The following is a 16,419-nucleotide window of genomic DNA, read 5'->3' as shown; positions in this document are numbered from 1 at the left end:
GGCCTTCTCTCAAGCCCGATAGCCCTCGAACAGAGGACCGCCGGCTTTCGCAAGAACCTCCGCGGCGAGAGCAGCCGGTTCATCGCGGGCGGCCAGCCACCGGGCGGCGAAATCGGGGTCGAGTGCCCGCAACTCGCGCAGCAACCACTTGCCGGTGCTGAGCCACCGCCCGGCGAACGCCAGCGCCACGCGCGCCGACTCCGTCCATACCGCGGCGGCGATCACCGCACGTTCGCCGTCGTCCCCGGCGTGCTTGTGGTCATCGAGCAGATCCGTCAGGCCGTACCGCAGCCGGTCGCCTTCGGCCGCGGTCAGCGGCGGCGGCCCGTCGGCCAGGACCCGCGCGCACCGCCCCGCCAGATCTCCCGGATCACCGAGCAGCGGCACGCCCAGCGCGATCATCCGATGGGTGCTCGGCTTGCGCTGGGCCAGCTCTCTCTCGAGGGTGCCGGCCAGCCGGTCCGGCGTATGCACGAACAACTCCACCGGCCACCCGCGGAAATAGAGACTCTCGCGAAAGCCGGGCTCCTCCCGCAGCACCACGATGTCCAGATCGGAGCCGGCCGTCCGGTCCGGACCGAGCACACTGCCGGTGAGGATCGCCCAGGTGGCATCCGAGAATCGCTCGGCCACCAGATCCCGGGCGTCGGTCAACGCGTCCATCTACTCGTCCTGACGTGGCGTGATCAGATACGTCACCCGGTGGCGGAGCCGGGACAGCGTGCCGGTCGCGTCGAGCAGCGTGAGCCCTCCGACGGTCAGGGCCAACCCCACGGTGCCCAGCAGCGGCACCGCGATGAGCCCCCGGCCGTCGCCGGTCAGACCGATCAGAGCACCCACCGCGGTGAGCGAGATGCCGGCGAGGGCGAGCAGCACCCCGACGAACGGGCCATGGCGTTCCGGCAGCCACAGCACAACCTCGACGCCGGCCAGGCAGAGCGCGGAGAACAGCACCAGAACAGTGCCCGCTATGTGCTCCCCACTGGTCAGTGCAATGACGCAGAGCAGCACGACAACGCCGCCGAACGTGATGAGCAGGCCGTTCCCCGGGCCCCCGCCGACGAACTCCCGAAGGCGCCGCAGGCTCGCCACCGTCATGCCGGCCGGCCCGACCACCCTTTCCGGACGGCTCAGCACGGCCAGCCCGGCCAGCGCGATCACGACGCCGACGAAGGCGAAGACAGCCACCAGCAGACCGGGAGCGGTCGGTGCCGGGGTGAGGAACACCAGGCTGACGCCGTACGTGAAGACGCTGATCCCGATCAGGGACGCCAGCACGGTGCCCCGCTGCGGAGTGAGCAGCACGAGCAGGACGATCAGCAGGATCAGCGACCCGATGGCCGGCCGGGACCAGGACGCCGGCAGCAACAGAGCCGCCACGATCCCGGCCGTGATCACCCGCAGCAGCATCTTCGGCAGACCGCGGACCAGCGGCGCCGTGGCGTCCAGTCGGCTGAGCCCGTACAGGATCGCGACCAGCGAGAGCGCCCCGGCCACGACCGCATAGGGCACGACGTCGGCCAGCTGGTTGAGCGCCACCCCGCACACGGCGGGACCCAGCCACCGCACAAGCGTCCGCTGCCACCGGGGCACCGCCGGCGTCAGCGGCGTGTCTTCGGCCATGAGACCAGTCTGTGGCCTACTCGCTACCCCGTCAGCCCCGGCGAGGCCGAAGTCCGTCGCAGGCGATCTCGATCATGCGCTGTTGTGCGGCGCCGTCGTCGTCGCGGGCGATGCAGCCGGCGATGAGGGCCTTGATGTCCGCGGTGTCGACGTCGGCGCGGACCGTTCCGGCCTCCTGCGCCCGGCTGAGCAGGCCCGCCATGGCCGTGTCGAAGTCGTTGATGGCTGTGGACGCTGCGGTCTGGAGGTCGAAGCCGGCACCGGTGAGGGCGTCACCGACGGCGTGATCGGCTGCGCCCTGCCGCACCAGGAACGCGAAGAAGGTGAAGAACGCTGTTGCCGGGGCCTCCCGGGCGGCGATGTCCTCGGCACTGCGGACCAGGTGCTCGATCCGGTGCAGCGCAACCGCCCGGAAGAGCGCCTCCTTGGTGGGGAAGTGCCGGGTGACGGTGCCGGTGCTCACGCCGGCCCGGCGGGCGATCTCGCGGATCGGAACCGCGGCCCCGTGGGTGGCGAAAGCGGCGAAGGCCTCTTCCAGAACCCGCGCCTGATTGCGTCGGCCGTCGGCGCGCTGGGGCCGGCCCGCCTTCGCGCCGGCGTCGTGGGTTCCGTCCGGTGGTGGCATCGCTGCGATGGTAAGCCGCTTGCTCAGCCCGGGAGCGGGCCGGACCCGCTGATCTCGTACCGGACGAGCTCCACACTGCGCACACCCGGCATCGGCGGCGCGGTCGCCGCGACGCCGGCCAGGTGTGCGTGGAGATGGGCCTCGGACTCCCACCGCTCGAAGATGGTGACCCGGTCGGGCTCGATCGGGTCGGCGGCGACCACGTAGTCCAGGCATCCCGCGGCGGTCCGATTCCGACGGAGAGCCGGGGTGAGGCTCTCCAGCAGGGCATCGCGGTGGTCGGGGTCGACATAGCCGGCTCCGGCGACGATCAGCATGACGGGCCTCCAGGGTTGACGTCCGATGCTGCCGACGGCACTGTAGCAACTAAACGGGACATACGTGCCGGATAATCACTCGAGGAGTATCAATTGCGCTTGGCCATCTTCGGCGGGACCGGCCGCGCCGGCCGCGTCGTCGTCGAGCACGCCCTGCGGGACGGCCACGAGGTCACCGCGCTCACCCGCGATCCGGCCCGGATCAACCCGCACGCCCAGCTCCGCGTCATCGGCGGCGACGTCCGCGACCCCGCGGCGGTGGCTAAGACCCTCCAGGGCGCCGACGCGATCATCAGCACCCTGGGCAGGCGACGACGAGGCCCAGACGTATGTACCGAAGGCATCCGTACGGTGCTGTCGGTGGCAGCCGACAAGGGCCCCCGTCGACTGATCATCCTGAGCAACTACGGCGTCGCCGAAAGCCGCGACCGCACTGCTTATGTCGCTGCATCGTGGTTGCTGGAGCGGGCCGTGCTCCGGGACAAGGAGCAGATGGAGGCGCTCGTCCGGGACAGTGACACGGAGTGGACCGTGATCCGCGCACCGATCCTGACTGACGCACCTCGGACGGGCAGCTATCGGACCGGAACCGACCTGCGGCTTTCCTTCGCGGCCAAGGTGTCCCGCGCCGACCTGGCGGACTTCATGCTCACCGAGGTTCGTGAGAACAACTACCCGCGCCGAGCCGTAGTCATCACCTCGTGAAGGGGCCCGGACGCAAAAATGCCCCGGCCGCTCGGCCGAGGCATCATCGATGGTCTGTCAGGTGCCCCCGGCAGGATTCGAACCTGCGCTTTCGCCTCCGGAGGGCGACGCTCTATCCCCTGAGCTACGGGGGCTCAGCGGAACTGAGCCTAGCAGGCGCCGCGGAGGCCTCGCCAATCGGTTCCGCGGCGCGCCGTCGGTCAGCTCGTCTGGAGCTTCTTCAGCATCGAGTCGATCAGGTTGATCTCGCCCTGCTGGCCGCGGACCTGGGAGTCCGCGAGCCAGGTGACGTCGGCGTTGTCCGATTCCTCGAGGATCTCCTGGGCCATGTGGATGCCGCCCAGGTGGTGCTGGCGCATGAGGGTCAGGTACTGCACGTCGAGGGCCTTGCCGGTCGCCTTGCGCAGGTCGGCCAGCTGGGCCGGGGTGGCCATGCCCGGCATCAGGCCGTTCTGCACCGCGTCCGCCGAGTCCTTCATCCAGGTCATCGGGGGCGTCGAGGCCGTCGGGCTCAGGTGCCAGTCGCGCAGCCAGGCCTGCATGTAGCCGATCTGGCCGTGCTGGGTCAGGGCGATGTCCGCGCTGAGGGTCACGACGCCGGGGTCGGTGGAGTTCGCGTGGGCGATCATCGACATCTCCACCGCCTGGGCGTGGTGGGTGCTCATGTCGCGCAGGAAGCCGGCCTCGACCGAGTCGTCGCCGGGGGTGGTCAGGCGCGGGCCGAGCAGGCCGATGGCCAGCCCGACGAGCAGGCCGAACACCAGTACGGCGGCGAGCCACCCCGCCCCGAACCGGTGGTGGCCGGCCGGGGTGGTGTCGTCGCTCGCACCGGCCTCGGCCGGTGCGTCGGACTCGGTCGAGACGGTCATCAGTTGCCCGCGGGGGCCGCGGCCTGGACCGGGCCGGTTGTCGTGTTGCCGCTCGAGCAGGCCGCGTTCGGCTCCTGGGTCGCGTTCACGCGCAGGGCCTTGATGAACTCGTCGATCCGCTTGTCGTCGGCGTTGTCGACCTTGAGCTGGTAGCCCCACGCCTGCAGCGAGATGTTCTTGTCGAGGTTGGCGACCGGGCTCATGAGCATGTAGTCCCGGCCCTGGACCTTCTCCTGGAGCTTGGCGACCTGGTCGGCCGCCAGGCCCTGCTTGTACGTCACCCAGACGGCGCCGTGCTCGAGGCTGTGCACAGCGTGCTCGTTGGCGATCGGCTGGGCGTAGACGTCGCCCATGCAGTTCTGCCACTGGGCGTTGTGCGCGCCACCCACCGGCGGGTTCGTCACGTAGGTGAGCGGGCCGTCCTTGTGGTCACGCGCGTTGATCGCCGGGTTGTTCTGGGCGCGGTAGTTGACGATGCCCTCGATCCCGGCCGCCTTGTCCTGCCACTTCTCGGTGCCCTTGATCGACGCGTACGCGCCGTACCCGATGATGACGACCGCGATCAGCACGACCACACCGGCCACCGCGATCGGGCCCCAGTTGCGGCTGCCCTTGACCGTGACCGGCGCGGTGGGCTTGCGGCCCTTGCCGCCCTTGCCCTGCGGGCGGGCGCCCGGGCGCGTCGCGGACTTGGCCCCGGCGGACTTGGCCGCGGGCGGCTTGCCCTGGCCCGACGTCTTGTCGACCTTCACGGTGGACGGGACCCGCTCGGGTCCCGGGGTGCTCATGCTCATCGTTCCTCGTCAATCCGATGGAAAGGTCGGGCCGGGCCCGCGAGCAGGCCCCGGTACGCCGCCGGGCGGCAAAGTCTACCCGGATAGCATGGCTCAGTGACTCCCGCTGACCTCGCTTCCACCGTTCTCACAGCTGCGCGTGCCGTATTCGTCACCCGCGGCCTGGATGTCTCCCTGCTGCCGGAGACCACGACGGTGGAGCGACCCCGAAACCCCGAGCACGGCGACTACGCGTCGACCATGGCCATGCAGCTCGCCAAGAAGGCCGGTGTCGCGCCGCGTGAGCTGGCCGCGGCGCTCGCCGACGAGCTCAGCAGCCGTCCCGGCATCAAGTCGGTGGAGATCGCGGGGCCCGGCTTCCTCAACATCCGCCTGGACGCGGCCGCCGCCGGGGTGCTGGCGCGCGACGTGGTGCTGGCGGGTCAGGAGTACGGCCGCACCGACCGCCTGGCCGGCCAGCGGATCAACCTGGAGTTCGTCTCGGCCAATCCCACCGGCCCCGTGCACATCGGCGGGGTCCGCTGGGCGGCTGTCGGTGACGCCCTGTCCCGGCTGCTGCGGGCCGCGGGCGCCGACGTCGGCACGGAGTACTACTTCAACGACGCCGGTTCGCAGATCGACCGGTTCGCCCGCTCGCTGTACGCGGCGGCCAAGGGTGAACCGGCCCCCGAGGACGGCTACGGCGGCGCGTACATCGCGGAGATCGCCACCGCGGTGCTGGCCGAGGCGCCGGACGCGCTCAAGCTCGGCGAGGACGAGGCGCTGGAGGTGTTCCGGGTCGAGGGCGTCAAGCTAATGTTCGCCGAGATCCGGCAGTCGCTGGACGAGTTCGGCGTGCACTTCGACACGTACTTCAACGAGAAGGACCTGCACGACCGGGGTGAGCTGCAGGAGGCTCTGGACCGGCTGCGCGAGCAGGGCCACATCTTCGAGGCCGACGGCGCGACCTGGCTGCGGACCACCGACTTCGGTGACGACAAGGACCGGGTGCTGCGCAAGTCCGACGGCGACTGGACGTACTTCGCCGCGGACTGCGCCTACTACCTGGACAAGCGCAAGCGTGGCTTCGACCGGGTCGTGATCATGCTGGGTGCTGACCACCACGGTTACATCGGCCGGATGAAGGCCATGGCCGCGTGTTTCGGCGACGACCCGGACAGCAACCTCGAGATCCTCATCGGCCAGCTGGTCAACCTGGTCCGCGACGGCGAGCCGCTGCGGATGAGCAAGCGGGCCGGCACGGTCATCACGCTGGAGGACTTCGTCGACGCCCTCGGCGTCGACGCCACCCGGTATGCCCTCGCGCGGTACTCCTCGGACTCGCCGATCGACATCGACATCGCCCTGTGGACCCGGGCCTCCAGGGACAATCCGGTGTACTACGTCCAGTATGTCGCCGCCCGCACGGCCAGCGCCGCGCGGCAGGCCGCGGCAGTGGGGCTGACCCGCGGCGAGGCCGCCGACTTCCGGCCCGAGTTGCTCACCAACGAGAAGGAGAACGACCTTCTCAAGGCGCTGGGCGAATATCCGGCCGTGGTGGCGAGCGCGGCCGAGCTGCGTGAGCCGCACCGCGTCGCCCGCTACCTGGAGGAGGTCGCGGGGGCATACCACCGGTTCTACGACGAGCCGGCCTGCCGGATCCTCCCGAAGGGCGACGAACCGATCGGCGAGGCCAACAAGGCCCGCCTGTGGCTGAATGACGCCACCCGAACGGTGATCGCGAACGGTTTGGCACTGCTGGGCGTCTCCGCCCCCGAGAGGATGTAGTCATGCGGGCACATGAGGCCGGGGCGCTGCACGGCGACATCGGCAATCGGGGACCGGCTTGGCTGCGTACCCCGCAGAACGTGAACGCGCTCGTGCCGCAGCTCTGGCCGCGGACCGTGCGCCGCGCCGAGGCCGGGGCCCTGGAGATCGGCGGCGTGAGCGTGCTCGATCTGGCCGCCGAGCACGGCACTCCGGCGTACTTCCTGGACGAGGACGACCTGCGCTCGCGCTGCCGCGATTTCGCGGCCGCCTTCGCCGGCGCGGACGTCTACTACGCGGGCAAGTCCTTCCTCTGCAAGGCCGTGGTCAAGGTCATCGACGAGGAGGGACTCTTCCTCGACGTCTGCTCCGGCGGCGAGCTGGCCGTCGCGCTGGCGGCCGGTTTCCCGGCCGAGCGGATGGGCTTCCACGGCAACAACAAGTCGATCTCCGAGCTGACCCGGGCGCTGGACGCGGGCGTCGGCCGGATCATCCTGGACTCGTTCCAGGAGATCGACCGGCTGACCGCGCTGGCCCGGGAGAGCGGCAAGCGGCCCAAGGTGCTGATCCGGGTCACCGTCGGCGTCGAGGCGCACACCCACGAGTTCATCGCCACCGCGCACGAGGATCAGAAGTTCGGCTTCTCGCTGGCCGGTGGGGCCGCGTTCGAGGCGGCGATCCGGGTGCTCGACGAGGGCGTGCTGGATCTGCACGGGCTGCACTCGCACATCGGCTCGCAGATCTTCGACACGTCCGGCTTCGAGGTCGCCACCCGGCGGGTGCTGGAGCTGCAGGCGCAGATCCGCGACGCGCGCGGCGTCGAGCTCGAGGAGCTCGACCTCGGCGGCGGTTTCGGCATCGCCTACACGACCCAGGACGACCCGTCGCCGGCCGGCGACCTGGCCAAGCGGATCAACAAGATCGTCGACGCCGAGTGCGCGGCGGAGAATCTGCGGCGGCCCAAGCTCTCGATCGAGCCCGGCCGGGCCATCGTCGGACCGGCTGTGTTCACCCTGTACGAGGTGGGCACGGTCAAGGACGTCGACGGCATCCGGACGTACGTGAGCGTGGACGGCGGGATGAGCGACAACATCCGTACCGCCCTCTACGACGCCTCGTACTCGGCCACGCTGGCCGGTCGCGAGTCCGACGCACCCCCGTTGCTCGCCCGCGTCGTGGGAAAGCATTGTGAATCCGGGGACATTGTCGTGAAGGATGAATTCCTGCCCGCCGACGTGCAGCCCGGAGATCTTCTCGCCGTGCCCGGTACGGGCGCGTACTGCCGGAGCATGGCCAGCAATTACAACCACGTGCCCCGGCCGCCGGTGGTCGCCGTGCGCGACGGCGCGTCTCGCGTGATCGTCCGCCGGGAGACCGAAGATGATCTGCTCGCATTGGATGTGGGATGAGTTCTGAGAAGCCCGCGGTTCGCCTGGCCCTGCTCGGCTGCGGCACGGTCGGCAGCGAGGTCGTGCGCCTGCTGCACGAGCAGTCCGAGGATCTGACCGCCCGGATCGGCGCCCCGCTGGAGCTCGTCGGCATCGCGGTGCGCCGGCCGGGCCGGCAGCGGGGCAGTGACATCGACCCGGCGCTGTTCACCACCGACGCGCTCGGCCTGGTCAAGCGGGACGACGTGGACGTGGTCATCGAGGTGGTCGGCGGCATCGAGCCCGCGCGGTCCTGGCTCACCGAGGCGCTCAAGGCCGGCAAGAGCGTGGTCACGGCCAACAAGGCGCTGCTGGCCGAGGACGGCGCGACCCTGCACGACGCCGCCGCCGAGGGCGGCGCCGACCTCTACTACGAGGCCGCCGTCGCCGGTGCGATCCCGCTGCTGCGTCCGCTGCGTGAGTCGCTGCACGGCGACCGCGTCACCCGGGTCACCGGCATCGTGAACGGCACGACCAACTTCATCCTGTCGTCGATGGACGCCACCGGCGCCGGCTTCGGCGAGGCCCTGGACGAGGCCACCGAGCTGGGGTACGCGGAGGCCGACCCGACCGCCGACGTCGAGGGTTTCGACGCCGCCGCCAAGGCCGCCATCCTCGCCTCCCTGGCTTTCCACACCCGGGTCACCGCCGCGGACGTGTTCCGCGAGGGGATGACCGGCGTGACGGCCGCCGACATGGCCAGTGCCAAGGAGATGGGCTGCACGATCAAGCTGCTGTGCATCGCCCAGCGCGGCCCGGACTCCGCGGGCACCGACTCGGTCAGCGTCCGGGTGCACCCGGCGATGATCCCGCGCAGCCACCCGCTGGCCGGCGTCGGCGACGCCTTCAACGCGGTCTTCGTCGAGGCCGAGGCCGCGGGGCAGCTGATGTTCTACGGCCGGGGAGCCGGGGGTACGCCCACCGCCAGCGCCGTGCTCGGCGACATCGTGGCGGCGGCCCGCAACCGGCTCTCGGGCACCCGCGCGCCGAGCGAGAGCTCGTACGCCCACCTGCCGATCCGCCCGATCGGCGAGTCCGTGACGCGCTACCACATCAGTCTCGACGTGGCCGACCGTCAGGGTGTGCTGGCCACCGTGGCGGGCATCTTCGCCAAGCACGAGGTGTCCATCGCCACCGTGCGGCAGTCCGGCCGGGACGAGGACGCCACGCTGGTGATCGTGACCCACGGCGCGCCGGACGCGAACCTGGCGGCCACCGTCGAGGATCTCCGGTCGCTCGACATCGTCCGCTCGATCGCCAGCGTGCTGCGCGTCGAGGGCGGCGCCTGATCCCGGTCCGTGGACGATAAGTCTCGACATTCGGGTAAGTACGGCATGCTTGCAAGGTTGACGACGAAGGGGCAGTGCCATGTGGCGGGGCTTGATCGAGGCGTACCGGGACCGGCTGCCGGTGTCGGCGACCACCCCGGTGGTCACGCTGCATGAGGGCAACACGCCGCTCGTGCCCGCGCCGGTGCTGTCCCGGCGCACCGGCGCTGACGTGTACCTCAAGGTCGAAGGGGCCAACCCGACCGGCTCCTTCAAGGACCGCGGCATGACGATGGCCGTGTCCAAGGCCGTCGAGGAGGGGTCGAAGGCGATCATCTGCGCCTCGACCGGCAACACCAGCGCCTCCGCGGCCGCGTACGCGGCGCGGGCCGGGCTGACCTGCGCGGTGCTGGTGCCGCAGGGCAAGATCGCGCTCGGCAAGCTGGCCCAGGCGCTGGTCCACGGGGCCAAGCTGCTCCAGGTCAACGGCAACTTCGACGACTGCCTCGCGCTGGCTTCGAAACTGTCCCAGGACTTCCCGGTCTCGCTGGTCAACTCGGTCAACATCTTCCGCCTGCACGGCCAGAAGACGGCCGCCTTCGAGATCGTCGAGGCGCTCGGCACCGCGCCCGACATCCACTGCCTGCCGGTCGGCAACGCGGGCAACATCTCCGCGTACTGGATGGGCTACCAGGAGGACCACGAGGCGGGCAACAGCAAGGTCGTGCCCAAGATGTACGGCTTCCAGGCCTCGGGCGCGGCCCCGATCGTCAACGGCCAGGTGGTGCCGGAGCCGTCCACGATCGCCACCGCCATCCGGATCGGCAACCCGGCGAGCTGGACCAAGGCCCTCGACGCCCGGGACAACTCGGGTGGGCTGATCTCGGCGGTGACCGACCGGGAGATCCTCTCGGCCTACCGGCTGCTGGCCCGCGAGGTGGGTGTCTTCGTCGAGCTGGGCAGCGCGGCGAGTGTGGCCGGGCTGTTGCAGCAGGCCGAGGCGGGGATGATCCCGGCCGGCAGCACGGTGGTCTGCACGGTCACCGGGCACGGCCTCAAGGACCCGGAGTGGGCGATCAGCACCGCGCCCTCGCCGACCACGATCAGGAACGACGTGATGGCGGCCGCTCAGGCCCTCGACCTGGCCTGACGCGGCTGCCCCGGCCGGGTCGCGCGTCGCGCGCCCGGCCCTCACGGGCGGGCCGGCGCGCGTGGCGTCTCGCCGTGAGCGGGTGGGTCAGGCCTTGGTCGCGTTGACGGCCGGCTGCTCCTGGGGAACGCCGCACGCCGCTGATTCGGCTTCCTCGGAGGCCGCGCGGACCATCGCCGTCATCGCTTCCGCGACCGTGCGCAGCTCGGCGTCCGTAAGGCGCTTGAGCACCCGGGTCTGCTTCTCCGTCCCGGCCGTGATGATGTCAGCGATCATCCTCGCGCCGGTGCTGCTCAGCGTGATCCGGCGGACCCGGCGGTCGTGCGGGTCCTCCGCCCGCGTCACCAGATCGTGCGCCACCAGCCGGTCGACCATGCCGCTCATCGTGGCCAGGCTCACTCCCAGCAGCCCGGCCAGCTCCCGCCCTGAGGTGTCGCCCAGCCGGTGCAGCAGCAGCAGGATCTTGAGCTGCGGCATGGTGAGCTGAGAGGCGAACAGCGGGTCCGAGCGGTCATAGGCGAACAGGTGCTGGAGCCGTTGCTGCGCGCCCATAATGTCCGCGATGAGTCGTTCTTTCTCGGCCACCGCACCTCCTGTGTTGCGCACCGGTGGCCGGAGCGCGTCCTTCTTGTGACGGGACGCTATCAGCGGACCCCGGCGAAAACCATTTGTTCGCGTCGGGCAAACTATATGCCTTGGCCGAACTTTCACGGGGGAGCACATGTCATTTCTGACCAGGCTCAGTCTCGCCAATCGGGGGCTCGTCGCCCTCATCGCGGTGGTGATCACCGGTTTCGGCATCTACACGGTGCCGTCGCTCAAGCAGCAGCTGCTGCCTTCGCTCGAGTTCCCGGGCGCGTTCATCGGGGTGGTCCTGCCCGGTGCCAGCCCGGAGATCATGGAAGCGCAGGTGACCAAGCCGATCGAGGACGCCGTCAAGGGCGCCGACGGCCTGGACACCATCACGTCCACCACCCGTGAGGGCTCGGCCACCATCCAGGTCCTCTTCGAGTTCGGCACCGACCTCGACAACGCGGTCAACCAGCTGACCACCTCGGTCAACCGGATCCAGCCGACGCTGCCCGACGACGTCGAGCCGACCATCTTCGCCGGCAGCACCGACGACATCCCGGCGATCATCCTGGCCGCGTCCGACGGCGGCAAGGACCAGGCGGCGCTGGCCAACCGGCTCCAGCAGAGCGTCATTCCCGAGCTCAACGCCATCGAGGGTGTCCGCGAGGTCGCCGTCACGGGCACCCGTGACCAGCAGATCGTGATCACGCCCGACCGGGCCAAGCTGGGTGCCGCGGGCGTCGACCCGCGCGCGATCGCCACCCTGCTGCAGAACAACGGCGTCTCGATCCCGGCCGGCGCGGTCACCGACGGCAGCCGCTCGCTGAGTGTGCAGGTCGGTCAGCCGATCCGGACCCTCGACGAGCTCAAGGGCCTCTACCTGAGCGGCAGCAAGGGCCCGGTCACCCTGGGGTCCGTCGCCTCGGTCAACCAGCAGCTGGCCACGGCCACGTCGTTCACGCGTACGGACGGGGTCGAGAGCCTCGGCATCGCCGTCACCGCGTCACCGGACGGCAACCCGGTCAACATCTCCCACGAGGTCCGCGACAAGATCGCCGACCTCGAGAAGTCCTCGAACGCCAAGCTCACGGTCATCACCGACCAGGCGCCGTTCGTGGAGAAGTCGATCGAGAGCCTGACCACCGAGGGCCTGCTCGGCCTGATCATGGCCGTGATCGTCATCCTGGTGTTCCTGCTGTCGGTGCGTTCGACGCTGGTCACCGCGGTGTCCATCCCGCTGTCCGTGGTGATCGCGCTCATCGCTCTCAAGCTCGGCGACTATTCGCTCAACCTGCTCACCCTGGGGGCGCTGACCATCGCGGTCGGCCGGGTGGTCGACGACTCGATCGTCGTGCTGGAGAACATCAAACGGCATCTGGGGTACGGCGAGACGAAGGTCCACGCGATCACGTCCGGCGTCAAGGAGGTGGCCGGCGCGGTCACCGCCTCCACGCTCACCACGGTCGCCGTGTTCGCCCCGATCGCCCTGGTCGGCGGCTTCGTCGGTCAGCTCTTCGCGCCGTTCGCCATCACGGTCACGGTGGCTCTGGTCGCCTCGCTCTTCGTGTCGCTGACCGTGGTGCCGGTGCTCGCGTACTGGTTCCTGCGGCCCGCCGCCGGCGGCTCCGAGTCCGAGGAGGTCCGCCGGGCCGCCGAGGAGAAGGAGCTCCGCAGCCCGCTGCAGCGCGCGTACCTGCCGATCATCCGCTGGGTGACCCGCAGCCGGATCACCCGCTGGAGCACCATCGCGATCGGCCTGGTCATCCTGATCGGCACGCTCGGTCTGGCCAGCCGGCTCGAGACGAACTTCCTCGACGAGTCCGGCCAGGACACCATCGCGCTCACCCAGGACCTGCCGGTGGGCACCGACCTGGCGACCACCGACGCGGCGGCCAAGAAGGTCGAAGGCGTGCTGGCCGCCCGCGACGACATCAAGAACTACCAGGTCACCGTGGGCAACGGCGAGTTCAACCCGTTCGTCGGCTCCGGCGGGGCCAGTGGCGCCAGCTTCAACGTGGCGCTCAAGGAGGACGTCGACGCGGCCAAGGTCTCCGACGAGCTGCGCGAGCAGTTCAAGGGGATGAAGGACGTCGGCGAGGTCACCGTCGGCAACGACAGCGGCACCGGCTTCGACGGCAGCGCCCTGGCCGTCGTGGTGCAGGCGGGCGATCAGCAGGCGCTGACGGCCGCCACCAAGCAGGTGCAGGACGCCATGGCCGGCACGCCGGAGGTCACCGACGTGAGCAGCACGCTCGCGGCGAGCGTTCCGCGCCTCGACGTCAAGGTCGACCGGGCCGCCGCGGCGGCCCGCGGGCTCACCGAGGCCGCGATCGGTCAGTCGGTGGCCGGGGCGTTCCGTTCGGCCCCGGCCGGGCAGATCACCGTCGACGGGGTCGGCCAGGACGTCGTCGTCGCGCTGGGCGCACCGCCGGCCAACGCCGACGCGCTGCGCAAGCTGCCGCTGACCACGCCCGGCGGCCAGCTCGTCTCCCTCGACTCGGTGGCCGACATCGCCGAGGTCGGCGGTCCGGAGGAGGTCACCCGGATCGACGGCAACCGCAGCGTCACGGTCAAGGGCACGGCGACCGGCTCGAACGTCGGCAAGACCACGACGGAGCTGACCAAGCGGCTCGACGCGCTGCAGCTGCCGGCCGGTGCGAGCTACGAGATCGGCGGCGTCAGCCAGGACCAGGCAGACGCGTTCGCCGACCTCGGCCTGGCCGTGCTGGCCGCGATCGCGATCGTCTTCGTGATCATGGTGGCCACCTTCCGCAGCCTGCTGCAGCCGCTGATCCTGCTCATCTCCATCCCGTTCGCGGCGACCGGGGCGATCGCGCTGCTGCTGGCGACGGGCACCCCGCTCGGCGTCCCGGCCCTGATCGGTGTGCTGATGCTGGTCGGCATCGTGGTCACCAACGCGATCGTGCTGCTCGACCTGATCAACCACTACCGCCAGGCGGGTCTGGGCGTGCAGGAAGCCGTCGTCGAGGGTGGCCGGCACCGGCTGCGGCCGATCCTGATGACGGCCATCGCGACGATCTTCGCGTTGCTGCCGATGGCCCTCGGGCTCACCGGCGAGGGCGGCTTCATCTCGCAGCCGCTGGCCATCGTGGTCATCGGCGGCCTGGTGAGCTCGACCCTGCTGACCCTGGTCCTGGTGCCCGCGCTCTACACGATGGTGGAGAACACCAAGCTGAAGGGCCGCACCCGGCGCGAACGGCGCCGGGCCCGCAAGGCGATGAAGCGCAGCGGTGCGATCGAGCCGGCGGAGACGCCGAAGCACGCGGCCGACGAGCCCGGCGGTGCGGTCCCGGCCGACGACCAGGTCCCGGATTCGAGCGGCGGCGCGCACGAGGCGCCGGAGGGTTCACCGGCCGGACAGCCGGCGCGGGCCGAGGCGCAGCCGCAGAGCGGGGCCCTGCGCGGCTACACGGACCAGTTCGAGGTCCTGAAGATGCCGCGCCGCCCGGCGACACCACCGCCGGCCTGACAACGACGCGGCGGCCGGCCCTGCGGGGTCGGCCGCCGCGCCGCAGCACGACCCGACCGGTAGATTCCGGTACGTGGCGACTCCCTTTTCGGTCCTTACCCGTAACCGTGACTTCCGGCGGCTGTTCGGGGCCGAGCTGGTCGTGTTCGGCTCCGACTGGTTCGTCATGGTGCCGCTGCTGGTGCTGCTGCCCGAGCTGACCGGCAGCGGCGTGTGGGGCGCGCTGGTGCTGGCCGCCGACACCGGGATCAATGCGCTGCTGCTGCCGTACACGGGAACCGTCGCCGACCGGCTGGCCCGCCGCACGATCCTCATCGCGGCCAATGTGGCCGCGCTCGTGGCCATCCTGCTGTTGTTCTTCGTCCGGTCGGCGGCCACCGCACCGCTGGCCCTGGTGGCCATCGGCGCCGTCGCGATCGCCAAGGCCTTCTACTCCCCGGCGGCATCCGCGGCGCTGCCGAACGTGGTCGACCCGGCCGACCTGGCCGCGGCCAACGCGGTGGCCGGCTCGGCCTGGGGCACCATGACCATCGTCGGCGCCTCGCTGGGCGGCATCGTCAGCAGCGCCTTCGGCCCGTACGTCAGTTTCGCGGTCGCCTCGGTCAGCCTGCTGGTGGCGGCGGTGCTGACCGCGATGATCCGCCGGCCGCTCCAGGCGCCACGAGACCCGAACCATGTGCCACCGCGCGCCTGGCACGCTCTGATCGAAGCGCTGCGCTACATCGGGGCCCGGCCGAGGCTGCGCGCTCTGGTCACCGTGAAGTCGGCGGTGGGCCTCGGCAACGGCGTACTGACAGTCTTCCCGTTGCTGGCCGGCCTTTACGGCGTCGGCGCACTGGGGGCGGGTCTGCTCTTCGCCGTACGCGGAGCCGGCGCTCTGGTCGGACCACTGGTGATGCGGCCGGTCCTGAACCACCGCACCTGGCTGCTGCCCGGCCTGGCCCTGTCGATGGGCCTGTACGGCCTCGGCTACATCGGCGTGGCCTTCGCGCCGTGGTTCCCCCTGGTGCTGGCGCTGGTCTTCGTGGCCCACTTCGCGGGCGGGACGAACTGGGTGCTGTCCAACTACGCCCTGCAGGGTGAGGTGCCGGACCGGCTCCGCGGCCGGGTGTTCGCCACCGACATGATGCTGGCGACGCTGGCCATCTCGGTGAGCCAGCTCGGCGCGGCGGCCTTCGTGGACCGCGTGGACGAACGCGTCATCCTGATCGCCTGCGGCCTGATCACCCTGCTGTACGCGATCGGCTGGCGTTTCGCTACGCGTCATTTGTCGCTCGCGGAGCCGACTCCTGCTGACGACGGCGAGCAGCCGCCCAGCCCGGCAGCGTCCCATCCCGATGGCGTGGCCCCGGCCAATGGGGTGGCCTCGGCGGACAGTGCGGTATTGGTCGAAGGTGCGGCCTCGGCTGGTGGTGCGGGCTCAGGTCATGGGGCGGTTCCGGCTGGTGGTCCGGTCTCCGGCAACGGCGTAGCTCCGCGCGGCGGTGCGGTCTCCGGCAACGGCGCGGCTGGCGGCGTGGTTCCGGCCGACGGTGTGGCCCCGCCAGATGCGGTCTCGGCCGACGGTGTGGTTTCGGATGAAGGGCCGCCCACGGGCGGTGCCCGACCGACCTACGAGGGCCCAGCCGCGGAAGGCCTCCCCGGCGACCTAGACGCAGATCCCGCCTCCTCCCCGAAGCACTAGCTGTAGCGGCCGGGGCATGGTGAAGTAGCTGGCCTCGCCCGGCCCGCTGGCCCACGCCTGCCGGCCCACGCCCGCCGGCCTGCGACCGCCGGCCCCGGAGCGTTGCCGATGATGATCTCCATGGAGGAGCTGACGGACCTGATCGTGG

At 70.7% G+C, this 16,419-nt stretch carries 13 protein-coding genes, 1 tRNA gene and 1 pseudogene; 7 read left to right on the top strand and 8 right to left on the bottom strand.

Features of this window, described 5'->3' with window-relative positions:
* Nucleotides 1-9: 9 nt before the first annotated feature.
* The 4 genes from ACWEOZ_RS07900 to ACWEOZ_RS07885 are packed head-to-tail and all read right to left on the bottom strand — an operon-like array spanning nucleotide 10 to nucleotide 2,565.
* Complete coding sequence (locus ACWEOZ_RS07900; protein ID WP_451909975.1) at nucleotides 10-663, bottom strand: nucleotidyltransferase domain-containing protein; 654 nt, start codon at nucleotides 661-663, stop codon at nucleotides 10-12.
* Entirely contained in the window at nucleotides 664-1,623 is a 960-nt protein-coding gene (locus tag ACWEOZ_RS07895) for a hypothetical protein (protein WP_451909974.1), read from the bottom strand.
* A 31-nt stretch (nucleotides 1,624-1,654) separates the two neighbouring features.
* Entirely contained in the window at nucleotides 1,655-2,248 is a 594-nt protein-coding gene (locus ACWEOZ_RS07890) for a TetR/AcrR family transcriptional regulator (RefSeq protein WP_451909973.1), read from the bottom strand.
* A 23-nt stretch (nucleotides 2,249-2,271) separates the two neighbouring features.
* On the bottom strand, nucleotides 2,272-2,565 hold the full coding sequence (locus ACWEOZ_RS07885; RefSeq protein ID WP_451909972.1) for a putative quinol monooxygenase: 294 nt from the start codon (nucleotides 2,563-2,565) through the stop codon (nucleotides 2,272-2,274).
* A gap of 93 nt (nucleotides 2,566-2,658) precedes the next feature.
* Between ACWEOZ_RS07885 and ACWEOZ_RS07880 the strand changes: the two genes are divergently transcribed.
* Nucleotides 2,659-3,270: an NAD(P)-dependent oxidoreductase gene (locus tag ACWEOZ_RS07880; RefSeq protein ID WP_451909971.1), complete on the top strand. Its 612-nt coding sequence runs from the start codon at nucleotides 2,659-2,661 to the stop codon at nucleotides 3,268-3,270.
* A 62-nt stretch (nucleotides 3,271-3,332) separates the two neighbouring features.
* On the opposite strand, the gene ACWEOZ_RS07875 is transcribed toward ACWEOZ_RS07880, so the two are convergent.
* From ACWEOZ_RS07875 to ACWEOZ_RS07865, 3 genes are all read right to left on the bottom strand, one after another.
* Nucleotides 3,333-3,404 (bottom strand) — tRNA-Arg (locus ACWEOZ_RS07875).
* Nucleotides 3,405-3,470: 66 nt separating this feature from the next.
* The gene (locus ACWEOZ_RS07870) at nucleotides 3,471-4,139 is read right to left on the bottom strand and encodes a DUF305 domain-containing protein (protein ID WP_451909970.1); all 669 of its coding nucleotides are present in this window, start codon (nucleotides 4,137-4,139) and stop codon (nucleotides 3,471-3,473) included.
* Nucleotides 4,139-4,933, bottom strand: coding sequence for a DUF3105 domain-containing protein (locus ACWEOZ_RS07865; RefSeq protein ID WP_451909969.1), 795 nt, complete (start codon nucleotides 4,931-4,933; stop codon nucleotides 4,139-4,141). Before ACWEOZ_RS07865 ends, ACWEOZ_RS07870 begins: the two co-directional genes overlap by 1 nt.
* 96 nt (nucleotides 4,934-5,029) lie before the next feature.
* Between ACWEOZ_RS07865 and argS the strand changes: the two genes are divergently transcribed.
* From argS to thrC, 4 genes are all read left to right on the top strand, one after another.
* Complete coding sequence (gene argS, locus ACWEOZ_RS07860) at nucleotides 5,030-6,700, top strand: arginine--tRNA ligase (RefSeq protein WP_451909968.1); 1,671 nt, start codon at nucleotides 5,030-5,032, stop codon at nucleotides 6,698-6,700.
* 2 nt (nucleotides 6,701-6,702) lie between these two features.
* Complete coding sequence (gene lysA, locus ACWEOZ_RS07855) at nucleotides 6,703-8,088, top strand: diaminopimelate decarboxylase (protein WP_360550317.1); 1,386 nt, start codon at nucleotides 6,703-6,705, stop codon at nucleotides 8,086-8,088.
* Complete coding sequence (locus ACWEOZ_RS07850) at nucleotides 8,085-9,395, top strand: homoserine dehydrogenase (protein WP_451909967.1); 1,311 nt, start codon at nucleotides 8,085-8,087, stop codon at nucleotides 9,393-9,395. Before lysA ends, ACWEOZ_RS07850 begins: the two co-directional genes overlap by 4 nt.
* Nucleotides 9,396-9,474: 79 nt before the next feature.
* Entirely contained in the window at nucleotides 9,475-10,524 is a 1,050-nt protein-coding gene (gene thrC / locus ACWEOZ_RS07845) for a threonine synthase (RefSeq protein WP_451909966.1), read from the top strand.
* 87 nt (nucleotides 10,525-10,611) lie between these two features.
* On the opposite strand, the gene ACWEOZ_RS07840 is transcribed toward thrC, so the two are convergent.
* Nucleotides 10,612-11,109, bottom strand: a complete 498-nt coding sequence (locus ACWEOZ_RS07840; protein ID WP_451909965.1) for a MarR family winged helix-turn-helix transcriptional regulator — start codon at nucleotides 11,107-11,109, stop codon at nucleotides 10,612-10,614.
* Between the two features lie 136 nt (nucleotides 11,110-11,245).
* Here ACWEOZ_RS07840 and ACWEOZ_RS07835 point away from each other — a divergent pair, with 136 nt between their 5' ends.
* Nucleotides 11,246-14,587 carry an efflux RND transporter permease subunit gene (locus ACWEOZ_RS07835; RefSeq protein WP_451909964.1) on the top strand — a complete coding sequence of 1,114 codons (3,342 nt, stop codon included), beginning with the start codon at nucleotides 11,246-11,248 and terminating at the stop codon, nucleotides 14,585-14,587.
* 73 nt (nucleotides 14,588-14,660) lie between these two features.
* Nucleotides 14,661-15,890: pseudogene (locus tag ACWEOZ_RS07830) on the top strand (MFS transporter); the annotation flags it as partial.
* Nucleotides 15,891-16,419: the final 529 nt, after the last annotated feature.

The organism is Actinoplanes sp. NPDC004185 (genome assembly GCF_053603475.1).
Note: the sequence above shows the minus strand (reverse complement) of the source record. Positions and strands in the feature narration are given on the sequence as shown.

Bases quoted from the DNA above. Each gene is read 5' to 3' on its own strand.
- ACWEOZ_RS07900 (WP_451909975.1), bottom strand. From the start codon at position 663: ATGGACGCGTTGACCGACGCCCGGGATCTGGTGGCCGAGCGATTCTCG.
- ACWEOZ_RS07895 (WP_451909974.1), bottom strand. From the start codon at position 1,623: ATGGCCGAAGACACGCCGCTGACGCCGGCGGTGCCCCGGTGGCAGCGG.
- ACWEOZ_RS07890 (WP_451909973.1), bottom strand. From the start codon at position 2,248: ATGCCACCACCGGACGGAACCCACGACGCCGGCGCGAAGGCGGGCCGG.
- ACWEOZ_RS07885 (WP_451909972.1), bottom strand. From the start codon at position 2,565: ATGCTGATCGTCGCCGGAGCCGGCTATGTCGACCCCGACCACCGCGAT.
- ACWEOZ_RS07870 (WP_451909970.1), bottom strand. From the start codon at position 4,139: ATGACCGTCTCGACCGAGTCCGACGCACCGGCCGAGGCCGGTGCGAGC.
- ACWEOZ_RS07865 (WP_451909969.1), bottom strand. From the start codon at position 4,933: ATGAGCATGAGCACCCCGGGACCCGAGCGGGTCCCGTCCACCGTGAAG.
- lysA (WP_360550317.1), top strand. From the start codon at position 6,703: ATGCGGGCACATGAGGCCGGGGCGCTGCACGGCGACATCGGCAATCGG.
- ACWEOZ_RS07850 (WP_451909967.1), top strand. From the start codon at position 8,085: ATGAGTTCTGAGAAGCCCGCGGTTCGCCTGGCCCTGCTCGGCTGCGGC.
- thrC (WP_451909966.1), top strand. From the start codon at position 9,475: ATGTGGCGGGGCTTGATCGAGGCGTACCGGGACCGGCTGCCGGTGTCG.
- ACWEOZ_RS07835 (WP_451909964.1), top strand. From the start codon at position 11,246: ATGTCATTTCTGACCAGGCTCAGTCTCGCCAATCGGGGGCTCGTCGCC.